19 protein-coding genes and 1 pseudogene are annotated in these 23,660 nt (G+C 60.9%); 16 read left to right on the top strand and 4 right to left on the bottom strand.

Translation table 11 applies throughout. The features are described from left to right. Positions 1-31: 31 nt before the first annotated feature. Genes speA through LY254_RS09220 form a run of 4 tightly spaced genes read left to right on the top strand, consistent with a single transcriptional unit; the run spans position 32 to position 6,229 of the window. Positions 32-1,966, top strand: coding sequence for a biosynthetic arginine decarboxylase (gene speA, locus LY254_RS09235; protein WP_247476779.1), 1,935 nt, complete (start codon positions 32-34; stop codon positions 1,964-1,966). Positions 1,967-1,976: 10 nt separating this feature from the next. After that, positions 1,977-3,887 (top strand): CHASE2 domain-containing protein, encoded by a 1,911-nt coding sequence (locus LY254_RS09230; protein WP_247476777.1) that lies wholly within the window; start codon positions 1,977-1,979, stop codon positions 3,885-3,887. 24 nt (positions 3,888-3,911) lie between these two features. After that, positions 3,912-5,666, top strand: coding sequence for a hypothetical protein (locus LY254_RS09225; RefSeq protein WP_247476776.1), 1,755 nt, complete (start codon positions 3,912-3,914; stop codon positions 5,664-5,666). 44 nt (positions 5,667-5,710) lie between these two features. Further along, on the top strand, positions 5,711-6,229 hold the full coding sequence (locus LY254_RS09220) for a cyclic nucleotide-binding domain-containing protein (RefSeq protein WP_247476774.1): 519 nt from the start codon (positions 5,711-5,713) through the stop codon (positions 6,227-6,229). On the opposite strand, the gene LY254_RS09215 is transcribed toward LY254_RS09220, so the two are convergent. The 3 genes from LY254_RS09215 to alaS form a co-directional block, all read right to left on the bottom strand. Beyond that, positions 6,226-6,915 (bottom strand): Crp/Fnr family transcriptional regulator, encoded by a 690-nt coding sequence (locus tag LY254_RS09215; RefSeq protein WP_247476773.1) that lies wholly within the window; start codon positions 6,913-6,915, stop codon positions 6,226-6,228. The genes LY254_RS09220 and LY254_RS09215 overlap by 4 nt on opposite strands. A 3-nt stretch (positions 6,916-6,918) precedes the next feature. Next, the gene (locus LY254_RS09210) at positions 6,919-7,110 is read right to left on the bottom strand and encodes a hypothetical protein (RefSeq protein ID WP_247476771.1); all 192 of its coding nucleotides are present in this window, start codon (positions 7,108-7,110) and stop codon (positions 6,919-6,921) included. Between the two features lie 91 nt (positions 7,111-7,201). Further along, entirely contained in the window at positions 7,202-9,838 is a 2,637-nt protein-coding gene (alaS, locus tag LY254_RS09205) for an alanine--tRNA ligase (RefSeq protein ID WP_247476769.1), read from the bottom strand. A gap of 41 nt (positions 9,839-9,879) precedes the next feature. Here alaS and LY254_RS09200 point away from each other — a divergent pair, with 41 nt between their 5' ends. From LY254_RS09200 to LY254_RS09175, 7 genes and pseudogenes are all read left to right on the top strand, one after another. Continuing rightward, a complete protein-coding gene (locus LY254_RS09200) occupies positions 9,880-10,326 on the top strand; it encodes a hypothetical protein (RefSeq protein WP_247476768.1) in 447 nt (148 codons plus the stop codon). Between the two features lie 18 nt (positions 10,327-10,344). After that, positions 10,345-13,464: a DEAD/DEAH box helicase gene (locus LY254_RS09195; RefSeq protein ID WP_247476766.1), complete on the top strand. Its 3,120-nt coding sequence runs from the start codon at positions 10,345-10,347 to the stop codon at positions 13,462-13,464. A gap of 39 nt (positions 13,465-13,503) precedes the next feature. Continuing rightward, positions 13,504-14,955: a glycosyltransferase family A protein gene (locus tag LY254_RS09190; RefSeq protein WP_247476764.1), complete on the top strand. Its 1,452-nt coding sequence runs from the start codon at positions 13,504-13,506 to the stop codon at positions 14,953-14,955. Between the two features lie 16 nt (positions 14,956-14,971). Continuing rightward, positions 14,972-15,190: pseudogene (locus tag LY254_RS13095) on the top strand (hypothetical protein); the annotation flags it as partial. 39 nt (positions 15,191-15,229) lie between these two features. Continuing rightward, positions 15,230-15,835 carry a hypothetical protein gene (locus tag LY254_RS09185; protein ID WP_247476762.1) on the top strand — a complete coding sequence of 202 codons (606 nt, stop codon included), beginning with the start codon at positions 15,230-15,232 and terminating at the stop codon, positions 15,833-15,835. A gap of 3 nt (positions 15,836-15,838) precedes the next feature. After that, on the top strand, positions 15,839-16,405 hold the full coding sequence (locus LY254_RS09180) for a methyltransferase domain-containing protein (RefSeq protein ID WP_247476761.1): 567 nt from the start codon (positions 15,839-15,841) through the stop codon (positions 16,403-16,405). Then, positions 16,402-17,037, top strand: coding sequence for a trans-aconitate 2-methyltransferase (locus LY254_RS09175; RefSeq protein ID WP_247476759.1), 636 nt, complete (start codon positions 16,402-16,404; stop codon positions 17,035-17,037). The genes LY254_RS09180 and LY254_RS09175 overlap by 4 nt, the downstream gene beginning before the upstream one ends. Before the next feature lie 4 nt (positions 17,038-17,041). On the opposite strand, the gene LY254_RS09170 is transcribed toward LY254_RS09175, so the two are convergent. Further along, entirely contained in the window at positions 17,042-17,791 is a 750-nt protein-coding gene (locus tag LY254_RS09170) for an FkbM family methyltransferase (protein WP_247476757.1), read from the bottom strand. A 215-nt stretch (positions 17,792-18,006) separates the two neighbouring features. Here LY254_RS09170 and LY254_RS09165 point away from each other — a divergent pair, with 215 nt between their 5' ends. The 5 genes from LY254_RS09165 to LY254_RS09145 all read left to right on the top strand — a co-directional run bounded on the left by LY254_RS09165 (position 18,007) and on the right by LY254_RS09145 (position 23,630). Next, positions 18,007-18,906, top strand: a complete 900-nt coding sequence (locus LY254_RS09165) for an SWIM zinc finger family protein (protein ID WP_247476756.1) — start codon at positions 18,007-18,009, stop codon at positions 18,904-18,906. A gap of 1 nt (position 18,907) precedes the next feature. Further along, a complete protein-coding gene (locus LY254_RS09160; RefSeq protein ID WP_247476755.1) occupies positions 18,908-19,387 on the top strand; it encodes an MEKHLA domain-containing protein in 480 nt (159 codons plus the stop codon). Positions 19,388-19,549: 162 nt separating this feature from the next. Continuing rightward, a complete protein-coding gene (locus LY254_RS09155; RefSeq protein WP_247476754.1) occupies positions 19,550-19,945 on the top strand; it encodes an Hsp20/alpha crystallin family protein in 396 nt (131 codons plus the stop codon). Positions 19,946-20,091: 146 nt separating this feature from the next. Further along, positions 20,092-21,831: a diflavin flavoprotein gene (locus LY254_RS09150; RefSeq protein ID WP_247476753.1), complete on the top strand. Its 1,740-nt coding sequence runs from the start codon at positions 20,092-20,094 to the stop codon at positions 21,829-21,831. Continuing rightward, on the top strand, positions 21,831-23,630 hold the full coding sequence (locus LY254_RS09145; RefSeq protein ID WP_247476752.1) for a diflavin flavoprotein: 1,800 nt from the start codon (positions 21,831-21,833) through the stop codon (positions 23,628-23,630). Before LY254_RS09150 ends, LY254_RS09145 begins: the two co-directional genes overlap by 1 nt. The last annotated feature ends 30 nt before the right edge of the window (positions 23,631-23,660 follow it).

The raw sequence follows: 23,660 nt of genomic DNA, 5'->3' as shown, positions 1-23,660 counted from the left end.
AGATTTCTGCCATTGCCCCGCCGCCGGCTTGATGGTCTCCGCTGAAAACACCAGCTGGAGCGCAGCTGACAGCGCAGCCCTCTACGGCATCGACCGCTGGGGTGATCCCTATTTCTCGGTCAATGCCCGCGGCCACATCAGCGTGCAACCCAAGGGGGAGCGGGGCGGCAGCCTTGATCTTCTGGATCTCGTCCAGGGACTGGAAGGCCGCAGCCTGGGGCTTCCCCTGCTGATCCGCTTCGACGACATCCTCGAAGACCGGCTTGAGCGACTGCACGGGGCCTTTGAGCGCGCCATCGCGCAATACGGCTACACCGGCCGCTACCAGGGGGTCTTCCCCGTGAAGTGCAACCAGCAGCGCCATGTCGTCGAAGAGCTGGTGACGTGCGGCAAGCGCTGGCACTTCGGCCTGGAGGCCGGCAGCAAAGCGGAACTGCTGATCGCCCTGTCTTTGGTGGATGACCCCGAGGCGTTGCTGATCTGCAACGGCTACAAGGACCAGCGCTACATCGAGACGGCGATCCTGGCCCGCCGGCTTGGTCGCCAACCCGTTGTGGTGATCGAACAGGCCGACGAGGTCGAGCGCATCATCCAGGCCAGCCAGGAGCTGGGTGCTGCCCCGTTCATTGGAATCCGCGCCAAGCTCTCCAGCCGCAGCACCGGCCGCTGGGGAAGCTCCGTTGGCGCCAAGGCGAAATTTGGCTTGGCCATCCCCGAGCTGCTGGCCACGGTCGAGGCCCTGAAGAAGGCCAACCTGCTGAACGACCTGAAGCTGCTCCACTTCCATGTGGGCAGTCAGATCAACGACATCGCCGTGCTCAAGGATGCCCTGCAGGAAGCCGGACAGATCTATGTCGAGCTGACCAAGCTTGGCGCCCCCATGGGTTTCCTCGATGTGGGGGGCGGCCTGGGGGTGGATTACGACGGCAGCCGCACGGCCACCTCAGCCTCAACGAACTACTCGCTGCAGAACTACGCCAACGACGTCGTCGCCACGGTTCGTGAATGCTGCGAACCCCACGGAGTCCCGGTTCCCACTCTTGTCAGCGAGAGCGGGCGGGCCATTGCCAGCCACTTCTCGGTGCTGGTGTTCAACGTGCTGGGCCAAAGCACCGTGCCCAGCGGCTGTCCTGAGGCTGAAGGCGAAGAAGCCCTGACAGTCCGCAACCTGCGCCAGACCCTTGCTGAGATCGAAGCTGTCGATGGCCAGGGCGATCGGGATCTCTCCAAGCTGCAGGAAACCTGGAACGACGCCCTCAAATTCAAAGACGATGCGCTCAACGCCTTCCGCCTGGGCTACCTCAGCCTTCCGGAACGCTCCGTAGCCGAGCAGCTCACCTGGGCCTGCGCCCAGGCGATTGCACAAAAACTCCCCAGCAACGCAGCAATCCCTGAGGAGCTGAGCAACCTCAAGGCCGAGCTGGCCGCCACCTTCTACGCCAACTTGTCGGTCTTTCGCTCCGCCCCCGACAGCTGGGCCATTGAGCAACTCTTCCCGCTGCTGCCGATTCACCGGCTGAACGAACAACCGGACCAGCTGGGGCACTTCGCCGACCTCACCTGCGACTCCGACGGCAAACTGGCGCGCTTCATCGCCCAGGGACAAAGCAAGCCCCTGCTTGAGTTGCATGCGCTTAGACCCGATGAGCCCTACCTCATCGGCATGTTCCTCGGCGGGGCCTATCAAGAGGTCATGGGCAATCTCCACAACCTCTTTGGCGCGACTAATGCTGTCCACATCCGCCTCTCACCAGGAGGCGGCTACCAGGTCGACCACGTCGTGCGCGGGGATACCAATGCCGAGGTGCTCGAGGCGATGGAGCACGATCCGGAAGTGCTGCTGGAGCGACTCCGGGTGACCAGCGAGTCAGCCATCCAAAAAGGAACCCTCAAAATCCAGGAGGCCCGCCGTTTGATGGATCACCTGGAGACGAGCCTGAGGCAAACGACCTACCTGCAGAGCTAAGGACGGGTTGATGACACGCCTGGCTACGACATCCATTGGAGGTTGGCTACGGCGCAAGAGCCTGATCCTGGGACTGGGAGTCCTTAGTGCGGCGGCACCTTGGTTGTGGCCGGAACCGCTCGAGCAAGCGGAGTATCAGCTCACCGAGATCAGTCAGGAGCTCAGAGGCCCCCGGCCGGCCCCGCCTGAACTGGCAATCGTCGCGATTGACGACTTCAGCCTGCAACAAACCGCCAATGCCGACCTGGCCGAGCAAGCGGAACTGCAACGCCTGCAGAGCTGGCCGTGGCCCCGGGCCATCTATGCACTGGTTCTGAACCGGCTCTTTGAGAGCGGCGCTAAAGCGGTGGGCTTCGACCTGCTCTTCGATACCCCCAGTGGGTACGGACCTGCTGACGACCAGGCCTTCGCACAAGGACTCAGGAAACATCGCGGCAAGGTCGTCCTCGGAGCGCAGGTGTTGGAAAGCCGCGGCTCAGTGGCTGGATTGAGCCTGGCCAGCCCGGTTCAAGCGCTCGCGCAAGTACCCCAGGGACTGCTGAATGGGTTCCTGAACCCCGATGGCTCGATTCGTCTTCGCCCAGATCACTACGCCGAGCAACTGCGCCAGACGCTGGGCCCCCAGGTGCCACCAAGCCTGGGCTCGGCCCTGCTGCAACAGAGCAGCCAGCCAACCATTGAGACGACGACCAGGACCGGTTGGAGGCCGCTGTTGGACCCCTACGGACCACCGCGCACGATCGAGACCATCCCGATTTGGGAACTGCTGGAGCCCCGTAGCTATCAACACCTGAACGCCTCGGGGCGCTTGCGCAATCGCTTGGTGCTCGTTGGCCCCACGGCAGCGATCTTCCAGGACCTGCATCACACCCCCTTTGCCGGAACGGAAGGCATGCCCGGGGTGGAAATTCATGCCACCGAATTAGGCAACCGCCTTGAGCAACGAGTGCTCTGGCTCCAGCCCCGCTCGATCGCCTGGTCGCTGTTCACAGGAGCGAGCGTGATTGGGGTCGGTCTACTGAGTCAGCGCTGGACTCGGCCCCTGAGGCGCCTGGGGATCACAGGTGCGATCGCTGCAGCCCTTGTGGTTAGCGGCGTCCTGTTGATCAGCCAGTGGGGAATCGCCCTGCGCGTCATCAGCTTGTCCCTTGGAACCCTCGCTGTCGGTGTGGTGAGCAGCGCGGAGGCCACCGTCAATCTGCAGCTCAATCGGCGCAGGCTCAAGCGCAGCCTGAGCCGCTATCTCTCACCTGCGGTGGCCAGCGAGATCGCCAATCAACCGGAAGAAGCTGATGGCTTGCTGGGGGGGAAGCTGACCGAGGTCGTTGTCCTGATGACCGACATCCGGGGGTTCACGGCCTACACCCAAGCCATGTCCAGCAGCGGCAGGGTGGTCGAACTGGTGGAGCGGCTGAACGTCTACTTCAGCGAAGTCGTTGAGGCGCTGCACGGGCAAGGCGCCACGGTGGACAAGTTCATCGGCGACGCCACCCTGGCGGTGTTTGGAGCCCCCATCCACCGCGGCAACCAAGCGGAGGCCTCAGCCGCCATCGAAGCCGCACTGGAGATCGAAGCTCGCCTACGCAGCCTGAACCAGACCTGGGAGCAACAGGGCGAGACCAGCTGGCAGCAGGTGATCGTGCTCAGCTTTGGCACTGTGATTAGCGGCAACATCGGCTCCAGCCGCCGCATGGACTACACCGTGATCGGAGATGCGGTGAACACCGCCAGCCGCCTGGAAGCCGTCGCCAAACAGTGCCAGCGGACGATCGTGATGAGTCAGGGGGTCGCCGACTTAGTGCGTGACCAGTGGCCCCTCGAGGACTTGGGCCGCTTCGAGATCCGAGGCCAGACCGCCCAACACGTGTACGCGCTGGCAAGCGTCACCAACCCTGTGCCCAAGGCAGCTGATCGAAGTTGAATGCGTCCACCACAGGGTGCAGTGATGGGTCTCAGCAGACGCCTGATTCAAGGTCTGGCTGTGGCTCCGCTGCTCATGGGCAGTGCCCTCGCCGCACCCTTTGACAGCGCCACGGTCCGCCGGATCATCGACGGACGCGAGGTCTACATCGACAAACAACAGGCCAAGGTCAACCAGACGGCCGATCGCGGACAACAAATCAGCACCGGCTCCAGCCGGACTGAACTCCTCTTTGACAAGCGAGCCATCGGCTTCCTGGGTCAGAACAGCCTGATCACCCTGGGCCAGGAGTGTTTCCGCCTGAACAGTGGACGCGTGCTGGTCAATGGCCCTCAGGCCAGCTGCCTCGGCAGCAAGGTCTTGGGCGTTCGCGGCACGACCTATGTGCTGAGCAGCACCGAGGACGGCGGCTACGACCTGGCTGTGCTGACCGGGACCGCCACTGTTGGCGAAGCCGCAGCGATCGAGACCGCGATGGCGGCAGAAGAGGAGATCAACATTCTCTCGACCTACCCGAGCCTGAGCCCCGTGGTCGGCCTGGGATCCAGTGCCTGGGGAAGCAATGCAGGCGGAACCAGCCTGGGCCAAGCGGCTGGTCTGGTCCTGGGCGACCTGAGCTTCTTCACGCCGATCATCCAAGAGAACAGCAGTTCCTTGCTGTACAGCTACAGCACGGGATCCAGCAACTTCGATGGCTTCTGGGGTGCCAGCAGCGAAGTGGGCTACACCTGGTACGACCCCAATAACCAAAGCTCCAACACGCTCCTGGTGGGCTACGACGGCTGGCAGATCCCCGGCTGCTTCCACTCCCAGATCGCCGTGGGCGGTCAGATTGAGCTCAACCGCTGGCAGTTCAGTGCCAATGGCGGCATCCCCTCAGACAACTGCGAGGACAGCCTGGGCTTTGCGATCGCGCGGGTGGGCATTCCCGTTGTGAACCTCGGGGAGCGCTCCATCCATCTCTCCCTGGCGCCCTATGTGATGCACGGCTTAGGGAACCAATACGGCGGTGGACGGATCGGAGTGAACGTACCCGTCGGCAATGCCCTGGAAATGAATGTCTACGGGCAGTACGACGAGCTGCTGGACACGGTGGTCGGCGGCCAGATCACCTACCGATTTGCCACGGCCGGTCGGTTTGTTCGCGATCCCAACCTGCCCTCCCCAAGGCAGAAGTCGCCTCTGCCCTGGCAGAACCAGAGCTTCAACAACGGTCAGCCGATTCAGGTCGCCATTGGACGCCAACAGCGGGTGCATAGCGACGTGGGCGAGCAGTTGCTGAGCCAAGCCGGTGCAACCGTGATCGCGGCCGGAGAGGAAGCCAGCTTCAACAGCAATGGCGACCTGATCCGCAAGGGCGCCATCAGCCGTGAACGCTTCTCAAAGCTGGTGGTCAGCAACCTCGAGGGGCAGAACCTCCTCCCCGAGAGTCACGCGATCGCCGAGAGCTACAAACGTCTCTATGGCTCCACCAGCTCGAGCCTGCAGGCCATCACCGGCGTTGACTGGATGATTGCGGCCCAAACCCCCTTCCCAAGACTGCGGGCAGACAACAACCTCGTGATTCCTGAGGACAAGCTGCCCAAGCCACCCGTGGTTGAACAACCCGTTGAAGAAGAAGTGGTTACGTACACCTATGTGTGCAGAGATCCCAATGGAACAGGAATTGTCTATAAGCCCAGTGCCTCAGGCCTTTCCGAAGCAACCCGCTACACAACAGCCAACCGCAATGACACCCCTGAATGCAGCAGCCCATTCACAATTGCTGAATTCATCTAACGATGTGGGGGCTTGAGCCACAACTCAGTGTCGTCCGCGAGCGGATGAAGCTGCTGTTGGCATCTCATGGCAATGACCTGACCGCACGAGAACACATCGCCGAGGAGGGCGAACTGTTGATGGAGCAGGGCGCCATCGCGGAACGCATCCTTCTGCTCATGGAAGGCACGGTCGCGGTTCAGCTCAAGCAAGGAGAGAACCAGCCACACACCCTGGCGATTGTCGAAGCCGAGGAGATCCTTGGCGAGATGGGGCTCTTCGGCAATGGGGTTCACTCCGCGGATGTGCGCGTCATCAATGGACCCGCGAAATTGATCGCGGTGGATGGCAACGAGATGCTCCAAGCGATGCTGTTTGATGCCGATCTCACCATTGAGATCCTGGCCCTGATCTGCCAGCGCTGCCTCAAGAGCAACCAAATTATGGGGCTTCTCCTCGATGGCATTTCTGCTGTGCAGGCCGGAGACCGTGAACAACTGACCCGCAGCTGTGAGGCGCTACGGGCATACAGCCACTCCATGGCCCTAGCAGCCGATCACCTCGAAAGCATCGGGGAGGCCTAAGCGATCAAGCCACGTTTCTGCAGGGGCTCGAGAGACGTGAGTTGCATGCAGCCGTTCTCTTCATTCACGACCCCACGGCTGCGCAATTTGCTCATCGTTCGCGAGGCCGTTTCCCGAGCCAACCCCGCCAAGATCGCGATCTCTCCTTGGGAGAGAGGCGGCATCAGTGCCAAAGGGTTGTCTTCAGCGCTGCTCTTGCGCGCCAGGTAGGCCAAGGCATCCAGTAGCCGCGTTGTCGCATCGCTTTTCTGAACGCCGAAACGGCGATTGAGATCCCGCAAGCGCGAAGCCTCGAGTCGCGCGATTCCCAGAGCCAGGCTCATGTTGGCCTGCAGCACCCTCTGAAACCCAGTGCCCTGCAACTTCAACAGCTTCACCGGAGAGAGGGTCACCACATCCGCCGAGCGGGCATCACCGTCCAAGACCGACAGCTCCCCCAGCAACTCCCCCGCACCGACCAAGGACAAGACCGACTCCTCGCCATCAGCGTTGTAGGAGCGCACCTTGGCCAGGCCACTGATGACCACCATCAGGTTTTCGCCCCAATCGGCCTCCATCACCAGGGTTTGCCCCGGCATCACCTCCACCAGGCGATGACGATCCAGCAGAACGGCAGCGTCCTCCTCGTTGATCGCGCTGAAAAACGGAATGGCCTGAAGCTCTTGGACCGAAAACGCGGTGGGCATCGCTCAAACAGCGCAGCTGGGATGGGCGATCAGCTCATGGGCCATGTCCAGGGGCGTGTCCTGGGGCTCCAGCCAGGTGGAGCAGCGCAGGGGTTCATCCCCGTCGCGGCAACCCTCCAGCTGCAGACGACTGCCCATCAGCACCAACTGGAAACTCCAGTGGTGACGGGCATGAATTTCGAAGGAACTCGCCATCGGTTCTCTCCCGCATCGGTCCTTGCCTGCAGGATTCCCCTCCTGGCGCTCCCCTGGCAACGCCAGGAGAACGGTTCCGGAGCTGTCTGGATCAGCCCAGGGCTGCAGTCAGCTCGCCTTTGGCCTGCTCCAACGCGGCATCCAGGGCTGCACCGTCGCGGCCACCGGCTTGCGCCAGGTTGGGCCGGCCGCCGCCGCCGCCGCCGCAGGCCTTAGCCACAGCACCGATGAACTTGCCGGCCTGCTGACCCTTGGCGATCACGCCCTTGCCGAAGGCCGCCACCAGGATCACCTTGCCCAGATCCGAGGGATCCGGGAGACCGCCTAAGACCACGGCCGCACCATCGCCCAGCTGATCCACCAGCCCCTGGGCGGCGCTCTGCAGGCCGCCGCCTTCGACGCCATCCAGACGGCTGATCAGCACCTGGAAGTCGCCGATCGCTTCGGCTTGGCTCGCCAAGGCCGCCGATTTCGCGAGTGCCAGCTCCTCACGGGCCGAGGCCAGGGCCTTCTGGCTGGCCTTCAGTTCGCTCTGCAGGGTCAGGACGCGATCGACGATTTCCGCCGGCTGGGCCTTGAAGCGCTCGCCGAGTTGCTTCACCACCGCATCGCGCTCATTGAGGTAAGCGAGCACCGCCGCACCCGCCACGGCCTCGATGCGGCGGATGCCCGCGGCCACGCCGCTTTCGCTGACGATCTTGAACAGGCCAATCTCAGCGGTGTTGCTGACGTGGGTGCCGCCGCAGAGCTCCATCGAGACCCCGGGAACATCGACGACCCGGACCACATCGGCGTATTTCTCCCCGAACATCGCCACCGCACCGGCGGCCTTGGCCTTCTCGATCGCCATCTCCTGCACCTCGAGGCTATGGGCCTCGGCGATCCAGCCGTTGATCAAGGTCTCGATCTGCTCGAGTTCAGCAGCCGTAATCGCCCGGGGGCAGTGGAAGTCAAAGCGCAGGCGATCGAAATCCACCAGGGAACCGGCCTGGCCAATCCCCGGATCAACCACCTGCTTCAGCGCCGACTGCAACAGGTGGGTCGCCGTGTGGTTCGCCTGAGCCCGCCGGCGGCAGGTCCGATCCACCTGGCCATGGACCACATCGCCGACGCTCACGCTGCCGCGCTCCACCCGGCCGCTATGGACAAAGACGCTGCGGTTTCGGCTCACCGCCTCAATCGCGACGATCAAGCCGTCACCGCTCAGCACGCCGCGGTCGCCCACCTGACCGCCGCCTTCGCCATAGAAGGGGGTGGTGTCGAGCACCAGCTGCACACTGTCGCCAGCCTCGGCCCGCTCCGCCGGCTCACCGTTGACCACCAGCGCCTGAACGCTGCTGCTGTGGTCCAGCAACTCGTACCCCCGAAAGCGAGTGGCCTCCAAATCGGCGGCCATCTGATCAATGGCGTCCTGCAGGGTCAAGTCAATGCTGACGGCGGCGGCCTTCGCCCGCTGGCGCTGGGCCTCCATGGCCTGCTCAAAGCCGTCCAGATCCACCGCGAGGCCATGCTCCTCGGCGATCTCCTGGGTCAACTCCAGGGGGAAGCCGTAGGTGTCGTAGAGCTCAAAGGCCTGCTCCCCTGAGATCTGCTTGGGCTTGGCCGCCAGGACATCCGCCAGCAGCTTCTCGCCCCGCTCCAGGGTCTCCAGAAAGCGTGCTTCTTCGCGCTTGAGCTCCGAGAGGATCACCTCCTGACGCTCCAGCAGCTGGGGATAGGCCGACTGCATCAGGGCAATCGACGCCTCACCCATCGCCGTCAGGAAGGGCTTGTCGATCCCCAGGAGACGTCCGTGGCGGACCACGCGACGGAGCAGGCGGCGCAGGATGTAACCGCGCCCCAGGTTGCTGGCGTTGACGCCATCACAGATCAGCTGGGTCACCGCCCGGCTGTGGTCCCCGATCACCTTCAGAGACGTCTGACCCTTGGCATCGAGTTGCCGGTAGTCGACCCCAGCGAGACCAGCTGCCGTCTCAATCAGCGGATAGATCAGGTCGGTCTCGTAGTTGTTCGGAACCTTCTGCAGGATCTGGGCCATCCGCTCGAGGCCCATCCCGGTGTCGATGTTGCGGTTCTCCAGCGGCGTGAGGTTGCCCTCCGCGTCGCGGTTGTACTGCATGAACACCAAGTTGTAGAACTCGATGAAGCGGCTGTCGTCCTCGAGGTCGATGCCCTCATCGCCCAGTTCGGGCTTGAAGTCGTAATAGATCTCCGAGCAGGGACCGCAGGGGCCCGTGGGGCCCGAGGCCCAGAAGTTGTCGGCTTCATCCATGCGGATGATCCGCTTGGGGTTCACCCCCACCACATCGCGCCAGATCGCCTCGGCTTCGTCGTCCTCGCGGAAGACGCTGACCACCAGGTTCTTGGGGCTGATGCCGAAGACCGTGGTGCTCAGCTCCCAGGCCCACTGGATCGCTTGCTCCTTGAAGTAGTCACCAAAGGAGAAGTTCCCGAGCATCTCGAAGAACGTGTGGTGCCGGGCCGTGCGGCCCACGTTTTCGATGTCGTTGGTGCGAATGCACTTCTGGCTGCTGGTCGCACGGGCCGACGGGCGGGGCTGCTGCCCCAGGAAGACCGGCTTAAACGGCAGCATCCCGGCGATGGTCAGCAGAACCGTCGGGTCCTCCGGCACCAGGGAGGCACTGGCCATCGGCTTGTGGCCCCGCTGCTCGTAGAAGTCGAGAAAGGCCGCACGGATCTCAGCACCAGTGCGGGGAGCGGCGGCCATGGCGAAGCAAAACGAGCCTGAACCGGGCATGATCGCGCAGCATGAGCGCCGCCTCCCCCGCCACCGCTGAGCACAGCCGGGCCGAACTGCGGCTGCGCTCCATCGCCTGGGCCCTCGGTGCGGGTTTCAGCGCACTGACCCTGGGCCTGCCCCTGGGACTGGAGTCAGCCCTCCGGGCCGGGGGCTGCGGCTTTTTCTATGGCCTGCTGGCCTTCCACCTGCAGCGGGTGGACCCCGATGACGGCCACCTGCAGGCGGGCCTGGTGGGGGCCGTCTGCGGCATCCACAGCCTGGGCCTACCGGCCCTTTTGCCCTGGCCGCTGGAGGAACCTTGGCCCGAGAGCTTGGCTCAGGTCGCTCCAACTGTGATGATGGGGTTCATTCGTGCTTGGTTGCCGCTGATCGGCGCCGCGCTGGTGTTGCACGGATCGATGGCCCTATCGCGACTTGTCGTGACTCGGGTTGAACCGATCCAGCGGCGCCCCTGATCCCCAGGCCCCGCCTCCATGAGCCTGCTGCATGCCACCTGGCTGCCCGTCGTTCCGGCGGGGAGCTTCGCCAAAGGCAAGGCGCCTACAGCCGGCCTGTTGATCTGGGCGGACACCTGGCGCGTGGCCGAACCGCTCAGTCCGGCAGCTGAGGCGCCGTTCCACCCCCTCAGCCTGGATCTGGACGATCTGGCCACCTGGCTGGACGAGAACAACTTCTGGTCCGAGGACCTGCGCCAGGCCACCGTCACCCTGACCCTGCCGAGCCGGCAGCAACTGAGCAAAGGACAAAAGAGCAGCGAATCCAGTGCCTGGAGCGGCCTGCCGCTGCAATCAGGAGAACCGCTGCCGAAGGATCTGAGCTGGTGGCCCTGGCAAGTCGAGGGCTGGTTCCTCAAACCGGGCCCCGCTGCCGCCTGGCTCAATCAACTGCCCCTCTCGGGGGCCTACGAGGCCGGACTGGGTGATGACCTGCTCTGGTGGTGCCACGTCCAGCGCTGGTGCCTCAGCCTGATCGCCCGGGGCCGCTGGCTACCCGAGAGCGCGGATGGCAAGGCCAGCTGGCGCCCGCTGCTGAACCGTGAGGACGACCGCCGCCGGCTCGAGGAGCTGGCCTTGCGCATGCCCCAGGTGGTGGCGGCCTCCAGCCCAGATCCCCAGTTGGCCTGCGGCCGCCCCCGCTCCAACCGGCTGCTGGTGGCGAGCATCGTCGACAAGCTGGTGGACGGCCAGCTACGCGAAGCCTTCCAACCCGGTGCAGCCGGCCTCGATCCACTGCTGTCTGCCTGGGAAGACGGCCTGGCCAGCCGCGACGGCAAGCTCAAACTCGATGAAGAGGAGCAAGAGCGCCTCTGCGGCGCAAGCAACCACTGGCGCGAGACCGTCGCCGGCAAGGTGGCTCCCGCCCGGGCCTGCCTGGAGCTGTTCACGCCGCCGGAAGGGGAGGAACTCTGGGAACTGAAATTCGGCCTCCAGGCGGAAGCCGACCCCAGCCTGCGGGTGCCCGCTGGACTGGTCTGGGCCGCAGGGGACAGCAACCTGGCCCTGGGTGAGATCCAACTGGAGCAGCCCGGAGCGCTCCTGCTGGAGGGTCTGGGCCGCGCCCTCTTGGCCTTTGAGCCTCTTGAGCGGGGCCTGGATGCCGCCACCCCTGAGGCGATGCAGCTCACCCCCGCGGAGGCCTTCGTCCTGGTGCGGACCGCCGCTTCCCGCCTGCGGGATGTGGGCGTCGGGGTGGTGCTCCCCGCGAGCCTCTCCGGTGGCCTGGCCAGCCGCCTGGGCCTGGCCATCACCGCCGAGCTGCCCGAGAAGTCCCGCGGCTTCACTCTCGGGGAAACCCTGGAGTGGCGCTGGGAATTCATGATCGGCGGGGTCACGTTGAACCTGAAGGACCTCGAGAAGCTCTCGGCCAAGCGCAGCCCGCTGGTGCAGCACAAGGGGGCCTGGATCGAACTGCGGCCCCTGGACCTCAAGAACGCCGAGAAGTTCTGCTCCGCTGAGCCCCCCTTCAGCCTCGATGACGCCCTGCGGATCACGGGCAATGAAGGGGAGACCCTCTCCCGCTTGCCGGTCCATGCCTTCACGGCCGGGCCCCGCCTGCAGGCGGTGCTGGAGCAGTACCACCAGCAGAAAGCCCCCGATCCCCTGCCAGCGCCCCCTGGGTTCGCCGGACAACTGCGGCCCTATCAGGAGCGCGGTCTGGGCTGGCTGGCCTTCCTGCATCGCTTCGATCAGGGCGCCTGCCTGGCCGATGACATGGGTCTGGGTAAAACGATCCAACTCTTGGCCTTCCTGCAGCACCTCAAGGCTGAAGAGGAGCTCAAACGCCCGGTGCTCCTGGTCGCTCCCACCTCGGTGCTGACCAACTGGAAGCGGGAAGCCGCCGCCTTCACCCCAGATCTGACGGTCAACGAGCACTACGGACCCCGCCGCCCCTCCAGCCCCGAGGCCCTGAAAAAAGCGCTGAAGGGTGTGGACCTGGTGCTGACCACCTACGGCCTGCTGCAGCGGGACAGCGAACTGCTGGACAAGGTCGATTGGCAGGGGGTCGTGATCGATGAAGCCCAGGCGATCAAGAACCACGCCGCCAAGCAGTCCATGGCTGCCCGGGACATGGGGCGCCCCGGCAAGGGTCCCCGCTTCCGCATCGCCCTGACCGGCACACCGGTGGAGAACCGGGTGAGCGAGCTCTGGGCCCTGATGGACTTCCTTAACCCCAAGGTGCTCGGCGATGAGCCCTTCTTCCGCCAGCGCTACCGGATGCCGATCGAGCGCTACGGCGACATGTCCTCGCTGCGGGACCTCAAGGGCCGCGTCGGCCCCTTCATCCTGCGCCGCCTGAAGACCGACAAATCGATCATTTCCGACCTGCCCGAGAAGGTGGAACTGAGCGAATGGGTGGGCCTGGCCCCCGAGCAGAAGAAGCTCTACTCCAAGACCGTGGACGAGAGCCTCGATGCCATCGCCCGGTCGCCCCTGGGCCAGAAGCACGGTCAGGTGCTGGCGCTGCTCACCAAGCTCAAGCAGATCTGCAACCACCCGGCCCTGGCCCTCAAGCAGGACCCAGCCGACGCGGATGCCAGCTTCTTCAAGGAGTTCGCTGCCCGTAGCGCCAAGGTGCAGCGGCTGGAGGAAATCCTCGAGGAGGTGATGGAAGCGGGCGATCGGGCCCTGCTCTTCACCCAATTCGCCGAATGGGGCCATCTGCTCAAGGCCCATCTCGAGCACAAGTGGCGCCAAGAGGTGCCCTTCCTCTACGGCAGCACCAGCAAGACCGAACGCCAGGCCATGGTCGACCGCTTCCAGGACGACCCCCGCGGCCCGCAACTGTTCCTGCTGTCCCTCAAGGCCGGCGGCGTCGGCCTGAACCTGACCCGGGCCAGCCACGTGTTCCACATCGACCGCTGGTGGAACCCCGCCGTGGAGAACCAGGCCACAGACCGCGCCTACCGGATCGGCCAGCAGAACCGGGTGATGGTGCACAAGTTCATCACCAGTGGCTCAGTCGAAGAGCGCATCGACCGAATGATCAAGGAGAAGTCCAAACTCGCCGAAGACATCGTTGGCTCCGGTGAGGATTGGCTCGGCGGCATGGACGTAAGCCAACTCAAAGAACTCGTCACCCTCAGTGATGACTAACTGCAGGCGAGTAGCCAGGAGGAACGCCCCATGACCGAGATGCCCAAGATTTCCGTCATCGTGCCGACGCGGAATAGGGCTTCATTTCTTCCACAGCTCCTTGAGCTGTACAGAAATCAAACATGGCCAAACAAAGAACTCCTTGTACTCGATGACAGCGAGCAAGAAGACGAAAACTTCAAGGATCTCGCAAAAAGCCACAGCGACGTCAAATACTGGCATCGAAGCCAGAAGCTGAGCATTGGCACCAAGAGAAATGCACTTGTCAGCGAAAGCACAGGCGAAATCATTGCGCATTTCGACGACGACGATTACTACGCGCCGAACTACCTCAGCTGGATGCATGGGGAAATGCAAAGCAACCATGCCGACTTTGTGAAACTTGGCGGCTGGTTTGCACTCCACCAAGAAAGCAACACTCTCGGCTTCTGGGATACAACCGACTTCAAGTCTGCACATCATATTTTTTGCGGAACAGAAGATGTCCAAAACAAAAAGGACACTTTCACCAAAAACGCCCTCAGATCTTTCTTAACAGGCTATGGATTCAGCTACTTTTACAAAAAAGACTGCTGGACTGGGTCATCTTTCCCGGATAGAGATATTGGAGAGGACACAATATTTGTCGAACAACTCATTGCCGCCAAGAAAAAAATACATCTAACTCAAGATGGATCTGGCATTTGCCTGCACATAATTCACCGCGGAAACACTTCGAGATGCTTCCCTAATTACATTATTCCCAAACCCCTGCACAGCAAGCTATTTCCAGATCAGCACAAAAGAAAAACAGCCGAAAAGGACTTGCCTACCGTATCAATATGCACATTGACTCACAACAGAGAGTCGCATGTTAGGCGACTCCAGAAATGCGTGGAGGCACAGGACTATCCACCGGAAAAGATTGAATGGCTGATACTGGACGATTCCAGTGAGTACAAACACAACCTTACACTTACGAGTACAACTGGAATCAAGATTAAGTACCAGAGGGTGAAGCAAAAAATGCAACTGGGCAAGAAGCGGAATGTTGCTCACAAGCTTTGCAGCCACGACTACATAGTCTACATGGATGATGACGACTTTTATCATCCCCAAAGAGTCAGACATGCAATCGAGCGCCTCATCCAAGAAGGCAAAGAACTTGCTGGAAGCACATCTCTACTGATTTATTTCTTACATGACAGGACGCTCTGGCTCTCTGGTCCATTTGGCGCAAACCACGCCACAGCAGGAACATTTGCGATGACCAGAAGGTTTGCTCAAAGCCATTTTTATGACAACGAGTCATCATGCAATGAAGAGAAAGAGTTCCTAAACAACTACACAATTCCAATGGCGCAACTTGCTCCTGAGAAGACAATGATCTGCATTTCACATGAGTCAAACACCTTTGACAAAAAGCAGATGAGAAAACAGGGAGAAACTCCAAGAATGCGAAAGGTTGATTCTGCAGAAGTCACAAGAGTGCTCGACGATTTTTTCATGTGAGACACTCGGATCATCAATGAATATCCCCTATCTTCTGTTTTCAACCTGCTCTGCCGAACATCAGTCAATTGACTTAGTCAGACAAGAGAGAGAGTCTCTGCTGCAGCGCAATTCCGAGTGGGAATACAGTTGCTTGAGCGACAACGATTGCGACTCGTTCTTAGGCAAGTACTACCCTGGACGCGTATACGAAGCATACAAGAGGCTTAATCCCGACTACGGCGCGGCACGAGCCGATCTAGTTCGCTACTGCTTAATATATAAGTTTGGAGGAATGTATCTGGACATCAAGTCCACATCAAAAGTTCCTTTAAGAGACTTAGTCCGAAAGGGTGATGAATACATACTCGGGCAGTGGGACAACGGTGCACAAGAGCCACATGCTGGATGGGGTCTCCACCAGCAGGTGAACGACATCAAAGGCGGAGAATATCAACAGTGGTTTATTATTGGCCGACCAAGACATCCGTTTCTTGAATCTGCTATTAAAGCTGTGACACGTAATATTCTTGAATTCCCCAGATGGTCAAAACACACATTTGGAAGGATGGCTGTTTTAGAGCTCACTGGCCCGATAGCCTATTCGAGAGCAATCCAAGACTACATCAATCAAAAATCGCTAATTAGCAATAAGAGCTATCGTGTGATCATGCCCCATCAAGAGGGATTGGTCTACTCCATCTTCGAAGATCGAGAGTATCTACTTGACCCCTTAAATGTATCCACTACAACAAGCTCTGACACTCACAGAAACTGCCAATACATGATTAATCACTACTCACGCAAAAATACCCCCCTAGTCCTGGCCCAAGACGATGCTAGCCCTAGCGCACAGCCAGATAAAGCGATTAAAATGATGATGACAGAGCAAAGAGATTAAAAAATGAAGCTTAACCTTGGCTGCGGGAACAAGAAACTAAGAGGCTATGTCAACATTGATCAATCAGAGCATTGTGAGCCAGATTTGCTCTTAAACCTAGAAAACACACCTTACCCTTTCAAGTCATCATCTATTGATGAAATAATAATGAATTCAGTTCTTGAACATCTCCCTGCTCGTCCGAATGATTTCTTTCGAATATTAAAAGAGATCTATCGAATAATGAAAGACCAGGGCGAGCTAAAGGTCTTATGCCCTCACCCATTCCACCGTTGGCAGATTGTCGATTTCACGCACCAGAAATCGATTGACCGTGAAGGTCTAGAAATGCTAGACAAGGAATTTTGCAAGAGACTCATTCAACAAGGTGATGCCAAAACACCTTTGGCCTTAATATACGATGTCGATTTTCGCATTATTTCATCTCAGAGCTATATTGATCCTGACTGTGCTAACCACATCAAGAATGTTCTAGGTAGCTTTGACCCAGGAAAGCTTGACTCGTACGCGTATTTATTCAATAACATTATTGGTGGCCAGTCATTTGTTCTTCGAGCTGTTAAAGCATGAGTGATTTAGCCAATCGCTTCGACCAAATCTATGCTAATGGTCTCTGGGGAAAACAGCTAAGTTCTGGTCCAGGTTCTTGGCATGAACCACTTGTCAATGCATATATTGATACAGTCGGAGCTTTTCTAGAATCGGAAAGACTTTCTGGAGTATGTAATGCAGTTGACTTAGGATGTGGCGATTTTAATATCGGTTCGAAAATAGCACCAAAGTGCAAATCTATCATGGCCATAGATATATCGCAGAAAGTCATCGACTACTGTCGTAATTCATTCATTCAAAATGGAGTTACTTTTGTTTGTGCTGATGCAAGAACGTTTATCCCGGAAGAGTGCGATATAATTTTCATCCGTCAGGTGTTTCAGCACTTGTCAAATAGTGACATCCAGAAGATTCTGTCAAATTTGGACGGCGTGTCTAGTTTTGTGGCAATTACAGAACATATTCCATCTGATAAGTTTGTCGCGAACTTAGATATTGAGTCGGGTACACCACACACGCGACTTTCGCTAAAGAGCGGTGTTGACATCACTCAAAAAGGATTCAAGCACAATCTTACTTTGTACAAAGAAACTTTAAATTACTATGGCTTTGGAGGGAATATCAAAACCTCTGTCTACCAGCAAAAGTAGACATCTAAATTGAAGCAAGTAGACCTTCTTCAAGCTCACTTGGTACGAACATGAAATCACAGGTGTGTGGAGCGCTCTTCCAAAGCAGATTTTTTGGGAGAGTCTTGATTTTGTTTAACCCTTGAAAAGTATTGCGATCGCTTGCAGAGAGGTGAATCTGAAAAATACTGTAGTTAACACCCACAAGAAAAGACTCTAACAATGCCTTGCGTGCATTATTTAGTCCTATTTCCGAGTCACGATGAGCATGCAATACTTCACAAAAGATAAATGGTCTTTTTGCCGCTATTAAATTTTCAGCGCCGGACAAGACTTCATTCTCAAAACCTTCTACGTCCACTTTCATTATAAAGCATGAGGAGAGTTGATGAGACTTTAGAGAAATATCGAGTGGATAGCTTGCGATATGTGTTGGCTTAGATTTTAAATACGTATCAGGGCGTATCTCAGGGAGCAGGGTCGCGCTGCAGTCTTCAATTGAAGAGCTATAAAAGCTGGCTGGACTGCAATCAGTACCACAAGCCCAAGGGAACAGATTAGCATTGACTTTTATTGTTGCGGCGAGCTCTTGCAGGCATGAAAATGCTTGTGGATTTGGCTCAAAACCAAAATACTCAATGTTGTTATTACTCGAGAAAACCTCGAGCATTGTCTGACCAAGATTTGCGCCTACATCAACAAACTGGTAGACATTTGCGATCTTAGCGATCTTTTGAATTACAGCACTTTTAAAACCTGACCTGGCAAATGCCACTTGCGTTGTGCGACCAGTGGGTACCGGCAATGTTGACTGCAAATCAGTATCATCCGTGAGGTTCCAAGTCTGGATCCGCTGAAATCGCCCCATGTTGAAGAAAATAGATCAGAAAAAATAAAACCGCAGAAAAGCCTGGATCTATCCCATGCTTAGAGGGAATTTCAAATGAATAGTCGCGCGTTAACCTTTCTTTGAGCCTTCGCTCATCTTTTGTGACCTTCACCTCCCCCTCCAACGGCATCACCACCCAGCTCGGCGATGAGGGCCTGAGCCAGCAGCCCTGGTGGGTTGAGCAGTGGATGGAGCTGATCAACGGCTACCGCTTCAAGAAACGCCTGGAGCGGGCCTGGGCCTATGCCCGCGAGGGCAACGTCCTCTCCATTCGCTTTGAGGGGCGCCGTGTGCACGCCCGGGTGCAGGGCAGCGGCGAGGACCCCTACAAGGTGAAACTCTGGCTCGATGTCCTCAACGACGAGGACTGGAACTACGTCCTCGAGGCCCTCGGTCAAAAGGCCCGCTGGTCCGCCCAGCTGCTGGCCGGGGTCATGCCCCAGGACATCGAGCGCGCCTTCGCCGCCAGCGGCAAGCGGCTCTTTCCCTTCAAGTTGCAGGAGGTGCGCAGCGAGTGCACCTGCCCGGACAAGGTCAACCCCTGCAAGCACGTCAGCGCCGTCTACTACCTGATGGGGGAGCGCTTCAGCGAAGACCCCTTCGTCCTCTTCCAGCTTCGGGGCCGGACCCGCGCCCAGCTGCTCAGCGACCTGGCGGTCAAGCGCCGGGCCCTGCTGGCCAAGAAAGCCAAGGAGGCCAAGGCCAACCCCGACGCAGAGCAGGCCAATGCGCCCCAACTGCACCCCGCGCCCATCTCCATCCGCGAGCCCAAACGCTGGTGGCGCTACGGAGCCGCCCTCGACCCCGGCCTGGTGGTCATCACCCCGGCCATGGAGGGGGACACCGGCCTGGATGAAGCCGGAGCCATCCCCCTGGCGGAGGACGGCCGCTTCCCGGAGGCCGGCAAGCAATTCGTCGAGCACCTCAAGGCCCAGGGCGCCAGCTTCAGTGCCACGGCCATGGCCACCGCCATGGCTGCCGGCAGCAAGCAAGACGACTGAGGTGTCCCTGAGCGATCAGCGACCACAACTCGAGCAGGCGCCGGCCCCCTGGCTTACCCCTGGCAAACGCCAACTGGCCCAGCAACTGCTGCGATCCCACCACCAAGCCTTTGGCCGGCCCCTGGCAGCGTCGGCCCAGGAACTCTTCTCAGCCGATCTCGTCGTCCTAGCCCATGACGGCAGCAGCGACCCCTGCCTGACCTACGCCAACGCAGCAGCCCTGCAGCTCTGGGAGCGCCCCTGGAGTGCCATGGTCGGCATGCCCTCGCGACTGACCGCTGAACCGCAGGAGCGCCAAAGCCGCGCGCTGGCGCTGCAGCAGGCCTTGAGCCAACAAGCGATCGAGGGGTACAGCGGCATCCGCATCAGCCGCAGCGGCCGGCGCTTTCAGATCCACAACGCCCGGCTCTGGTGCCTCCAGGACGCCGATGGGCGGCCCTGCGGTCAAGCCGCGGCCTTCAGCGACTGGTGGTGGCTCTAAGGGGCGGTTCGGCTCCTACGAAAACCAAGGTGTAGCAACCGAACCCGAGGGGTGAGGGCCGTACTGAAAGGGTCGGTTTGCGCCCTCTTGGTTGTCATTCAGCGGAGCCACATTGGCGTTGCGGGTCATCACCCCGCCCAGTCAAGTCTTGGAGGAACAGCCATGCTGACCCTGCGCCAATCACCCTTTGATCTGTTCGAACAACTCGAGCAGCAACTGCACACCGCCGAGCGCGTGCCCGCCGCCGAAGTGCGTGAAACCGAGGCTGGCTTCGCCATCACCCTGGAACTGCCGGGCGTGAAGCGCGACTCGATCGATGTCAAAGCCACCGATCGCACCCTCGTCATCAGCGCCGAGCGCCTTGCCCCCGAGGAGGCCGCCGAGGCCCAAGCGCCGCTCCTGAGCGAATTCCGCTATGGCACCTGGAGCCGCAGCTTCCGCTTCCCCTCCGGCATCGAGCGGGAGGGCCTCGAAGCCCACTACCGCGATGGCCTGCTGCTGGTCACGGCGCCGAAGGCCCAAACCATGAGCACCGTCTCGGTGAAGGTGGAGGGCTAAGCGACCAGAACGATCACACCAACCAGAGAGAGACGGGACCCAGCCCTGGCCGCAAGCCAGGGCTTTTTTGTGACTGGAAGGGATGGCTGGATCAGCCAGCTCTCCAGAGAAGCTCCGTAGAGTTCAGCTGCCCACCTGGTGATCCCATGGCTGTCGTTGCAAGCACGCCCCGGCTCAGCCTGCAGTGCGAGGCCATCGCCAAGGACACCAGCACCATCCGCTCGTTGGACTGGGACCGCAGCCGCTTCGACATTGAGTTCGGCCTGCGCAACGGCACCACCTACAACAGCTTTCTGGTGCGCGGTGAGCGCACCGCCCTGATCGACACCAGCCACCTCAAGTTCGAAGGGATCTGGCTCGAGCTCCTCAAGGAGCAAATCGATCCCAAGGCCATCGACGTGCTGATCGTCAGCCACACCGAACCGGACCACTCCGGCCTAGTCGGCCACGTCATTGACCTCAACCCGGACATTGAGGTCGTGGGTTCGAAGGTGGCGATTCAGTTCCTCGAGAACCAGGTGCATCGCCCCTTTAAGAGCCGGGCCGTCAAAAGCGGCGAGGAACTGGACCTGGGCACCAACCCCGAGAGCGGCATTCAGCACCGCATCGAGTTCCTCAGTGCCCCCAACCTGCACTGGCCGGACACGATCTTTTCCTTCGACCACGGCACCGGGATCCTCTACACCTGCGATGCCTTCGGGATGCACTACTGCTCCGAGGACAGCTTCGATGTGGACCCCGGCGCCCTCGCTCCCGACTTCCGCTTCTATTACGACTGCCTGATGGGCCCCAACGCCCGCAGCGTCCTCCAGGCCATGAAGCGCATGGATGGCCTCGAGGGCACCATCAACACCATTGCCACCGGGCACGGACCGCTGCTGCGCCACCACCTCAACCTCTGGATGGGGGACTACAAGGACTGGAGCAGCGACCGCAGCAAAGGCGAGGCCTACGCCGCCGTCTGTTATCTGAGCCAATACGGCTTCTGCGACCGCCTCAGCCAGGCCATCGCCCGTGGCATTGGCAAAGCCGAAGCCCAGGTGCAACTGGTGGACCTGCGGGCCACCGACGCCCAGGAACTCAGCGCCCTGATCGGCGAGGCCAGCGCCGTTGTGGTTCCCACCTGGCCGGCCAACCCCGACCCGGAGCTGCAGGCCTCCATCGGCACCCTGCTGGCGGCCCTCAAACCCAAGCAGTGGATCGGCAGCTACGACGCCTACGGCGGCAACGACGAACCGATTGATGCTGTTGCCACGCAGCTACGCAGCATGGGCCAGAAGGAAGCCTTCGAGCCCCTGCGGGTGCGCCAGGTTCCCGACGGCAACGACTACCAGCGCTGCGAGGAAGCCGGCACGGACCTCGGACAACTCCTGACCCGGGCCAAGACCATCGCCGCGATGAAGTCCCTTGATGGCGACCTGGACAAGGCCCTCGGGCGTCTCTCTGGCGGTCTCTATGTGGTGACCGCACGCCAGGACGAGAGGGCCTCAGCGATGGTGGCCAGCTGGGTCAGCCAGGCCAGCTTTGATCCCCCCGGCATCACCGTGGCCGTGGCCAAAGACCGCGCCATCGAGGCGCTGCTGCAGGTGGGTGATCGCTTCGTGCTGAACATCCTGCGGGAGGACAACTACCAGGACCTGATGCGCCACTTCCTCAAGCGCTTCCCACCGGGTGCCGATCGCTTTGCCGGGGTCAACACCCTCGATGGCGTCGCCAACGGCGGACCGGTCCTGGGCGATGCCCTGGCCTTCCTCGGCTGCCGCGTCAGCCAGCGGATGGAGGGCCCAGACCACTGGATCATCTACGGCGAGGTTGAGCAGGGCAACGTCTCTGACACCGAGGCGCGCACGGCTGTTCACCACCGCAAAGTGGGGAACCACTACTGATGGCCGGCGCCACTGCAGAACGGCAGGTCATTCAGCTGCCGATCGAACCCGGCCTGATCTGCCTGCGGGGCCTCAGCCCCAAGCGCCTGCGCTTTGAGGTGGAGTACGGCCTCGAGCGGGGCACCAGCGCCAACAGCTTCCTCTTCCTCCCGAGCAGCGAAGCCGCTGCCCTGCTGGTCCACCCCCCCGGCGCCTCCTTCGCCGAGCCCTACCTGGAGCAACTGGCGGAGCTGGTTCCTGGCGACAGCGAGCTCCAGGTGGTCGTCAGCCACGTCAACCCCAACCGGATTGCGCTGCTGCACGAGCTGGCCCGCCGCTGGCAGAAGCTCCGGCTGATCGCCTCCAACCCGGGCGCCAAGTTGCTGCAGGACCTCTGGGCCCAGCGCAAACCCACAGAACAGGAAGCGCCCGCCCTGCCGGAGCTGCCGCCCCTGACCGTGGTCCGCGGTGAGGACAGCCTTGAACGCGCGGACGGCTACAGGATCAACCTGCTCTCCGCTCCGACCCCGCGCTGGCCCGGGGCGCTGATGGCCTTTGAGGAGAGCACCGGCCTGCTGATGAGCGGCAAGTTCTTCTCGGCGCACCTCTGCAGCCAGGAGTGGGCCGAAGCCAACCGCAGCAGCACCGAAGAAGACCGTCGCTACTTCTATGACTGCCTGATGGCCCCGATGGCCCGGCAGGTGGAAGCGGTGCTCAACCGCATCGATGAGCTGCCCATCCGCTGCATCGCCCCGGGACACGGCCCGGCCATCGCCGAAAGCTGGCGCAGCCTGCTGGTGGACTACCGGCGCTGGGGTGAATCCCAGGAGCGCTCCAGCCTCTCGGTGGCGCTGCTTTTTGCCAGCGCCTACGGCAACACCGCCGCCATCGCCGACGCCCTAGCCCAAGGGGTCTCCCGCACCGGCGTGCGGGTCGAGAGCGTCAACTGCGAATTCACCCCGGCCGAAAAACTGCTGGAGACCATCCGCAGTTGCGATGCCCTGCTGATCGGCTCCCCCACCCTCGGCGGCCATGCCCCAACGCCGATCGTCTCCGCCCTCGGCACGGTGCTGGCAGAGGGTGATCGCTCCAAGCCGGTTGGGGTCTTCGGCAGCTTCGGCTGGAGCGGTGAAGCCATCGATCTGCTGGAGAGCAAGTTGCGCGACGGCGGCTTCAGCTTCGCCTTTGAGCCGGTGCGGGTGAAGTTCAGTCCCGATGCGGCCACGATCAAGACCCTGGAGGAAACCGGAACGGGCCTGGGCCGCAGCCTGATCACAGCGCAACGCAAGGCCCAACGCCGCAGCTCCACCAGTGGTGGCCTCAGCGAAAGCCGCAGCAACCCGGCCGTCCTCGCCCTGGGCCGCGTCGTGGGATCCCTCTGCGTCCTGACAACGCGCAAGGGTGCTGGCGAAAGTCAACTCAGCGGCGCCATGGTGGCCAGCTGGGTCAGCCAGGCGAGCTTCAGCCCGCCGGGCCTGACTGTGGCCGTCGCCAAGGATCGGGCCGTGGAGGCCCTGCTGCACGTTGGTGATTCCTTCGCCCTCAACGTCCTGGCCTGCGGCCGCGAGAGCGGACCGATGAAGCAATTCCTGCAGCCCTTTGCCCCGGGGGCCGATCGTTTCGCAGGCCTGGAGCTCGAGCAGAGCCCTGGCGGTCAACCGATCCTTCCCGAGGCCCTGGCCTGGCTCGACTGCAGCGTCAAACAGCGCATGGAATGCGGCGACCACTGGCTGATCTATGCCCAGGTGGGATCGGGAGCACTGTTGGATGCGGAGGCCACCACCGCCGTTCACCAACGCCGCAGCGGCGCCAACTACTGAGCGCCCTGCAAGATCTCGTGATCTGCAGCG

It is taken from the genome of Synechococcus sp. NB0720_010 (assembly GCF_023078835.1).
Lineage (GTDB): Bacteria > Cyanobacteriota > Cyanobacteriia > PCC-6307 > Cyanobiaceae > Vulcanococcus.
The sequence above is the reverse complement of the archived record's forward strand: the minus strand, read 5'-3'. Positions and strand labels throughout refer to the sequence as shown.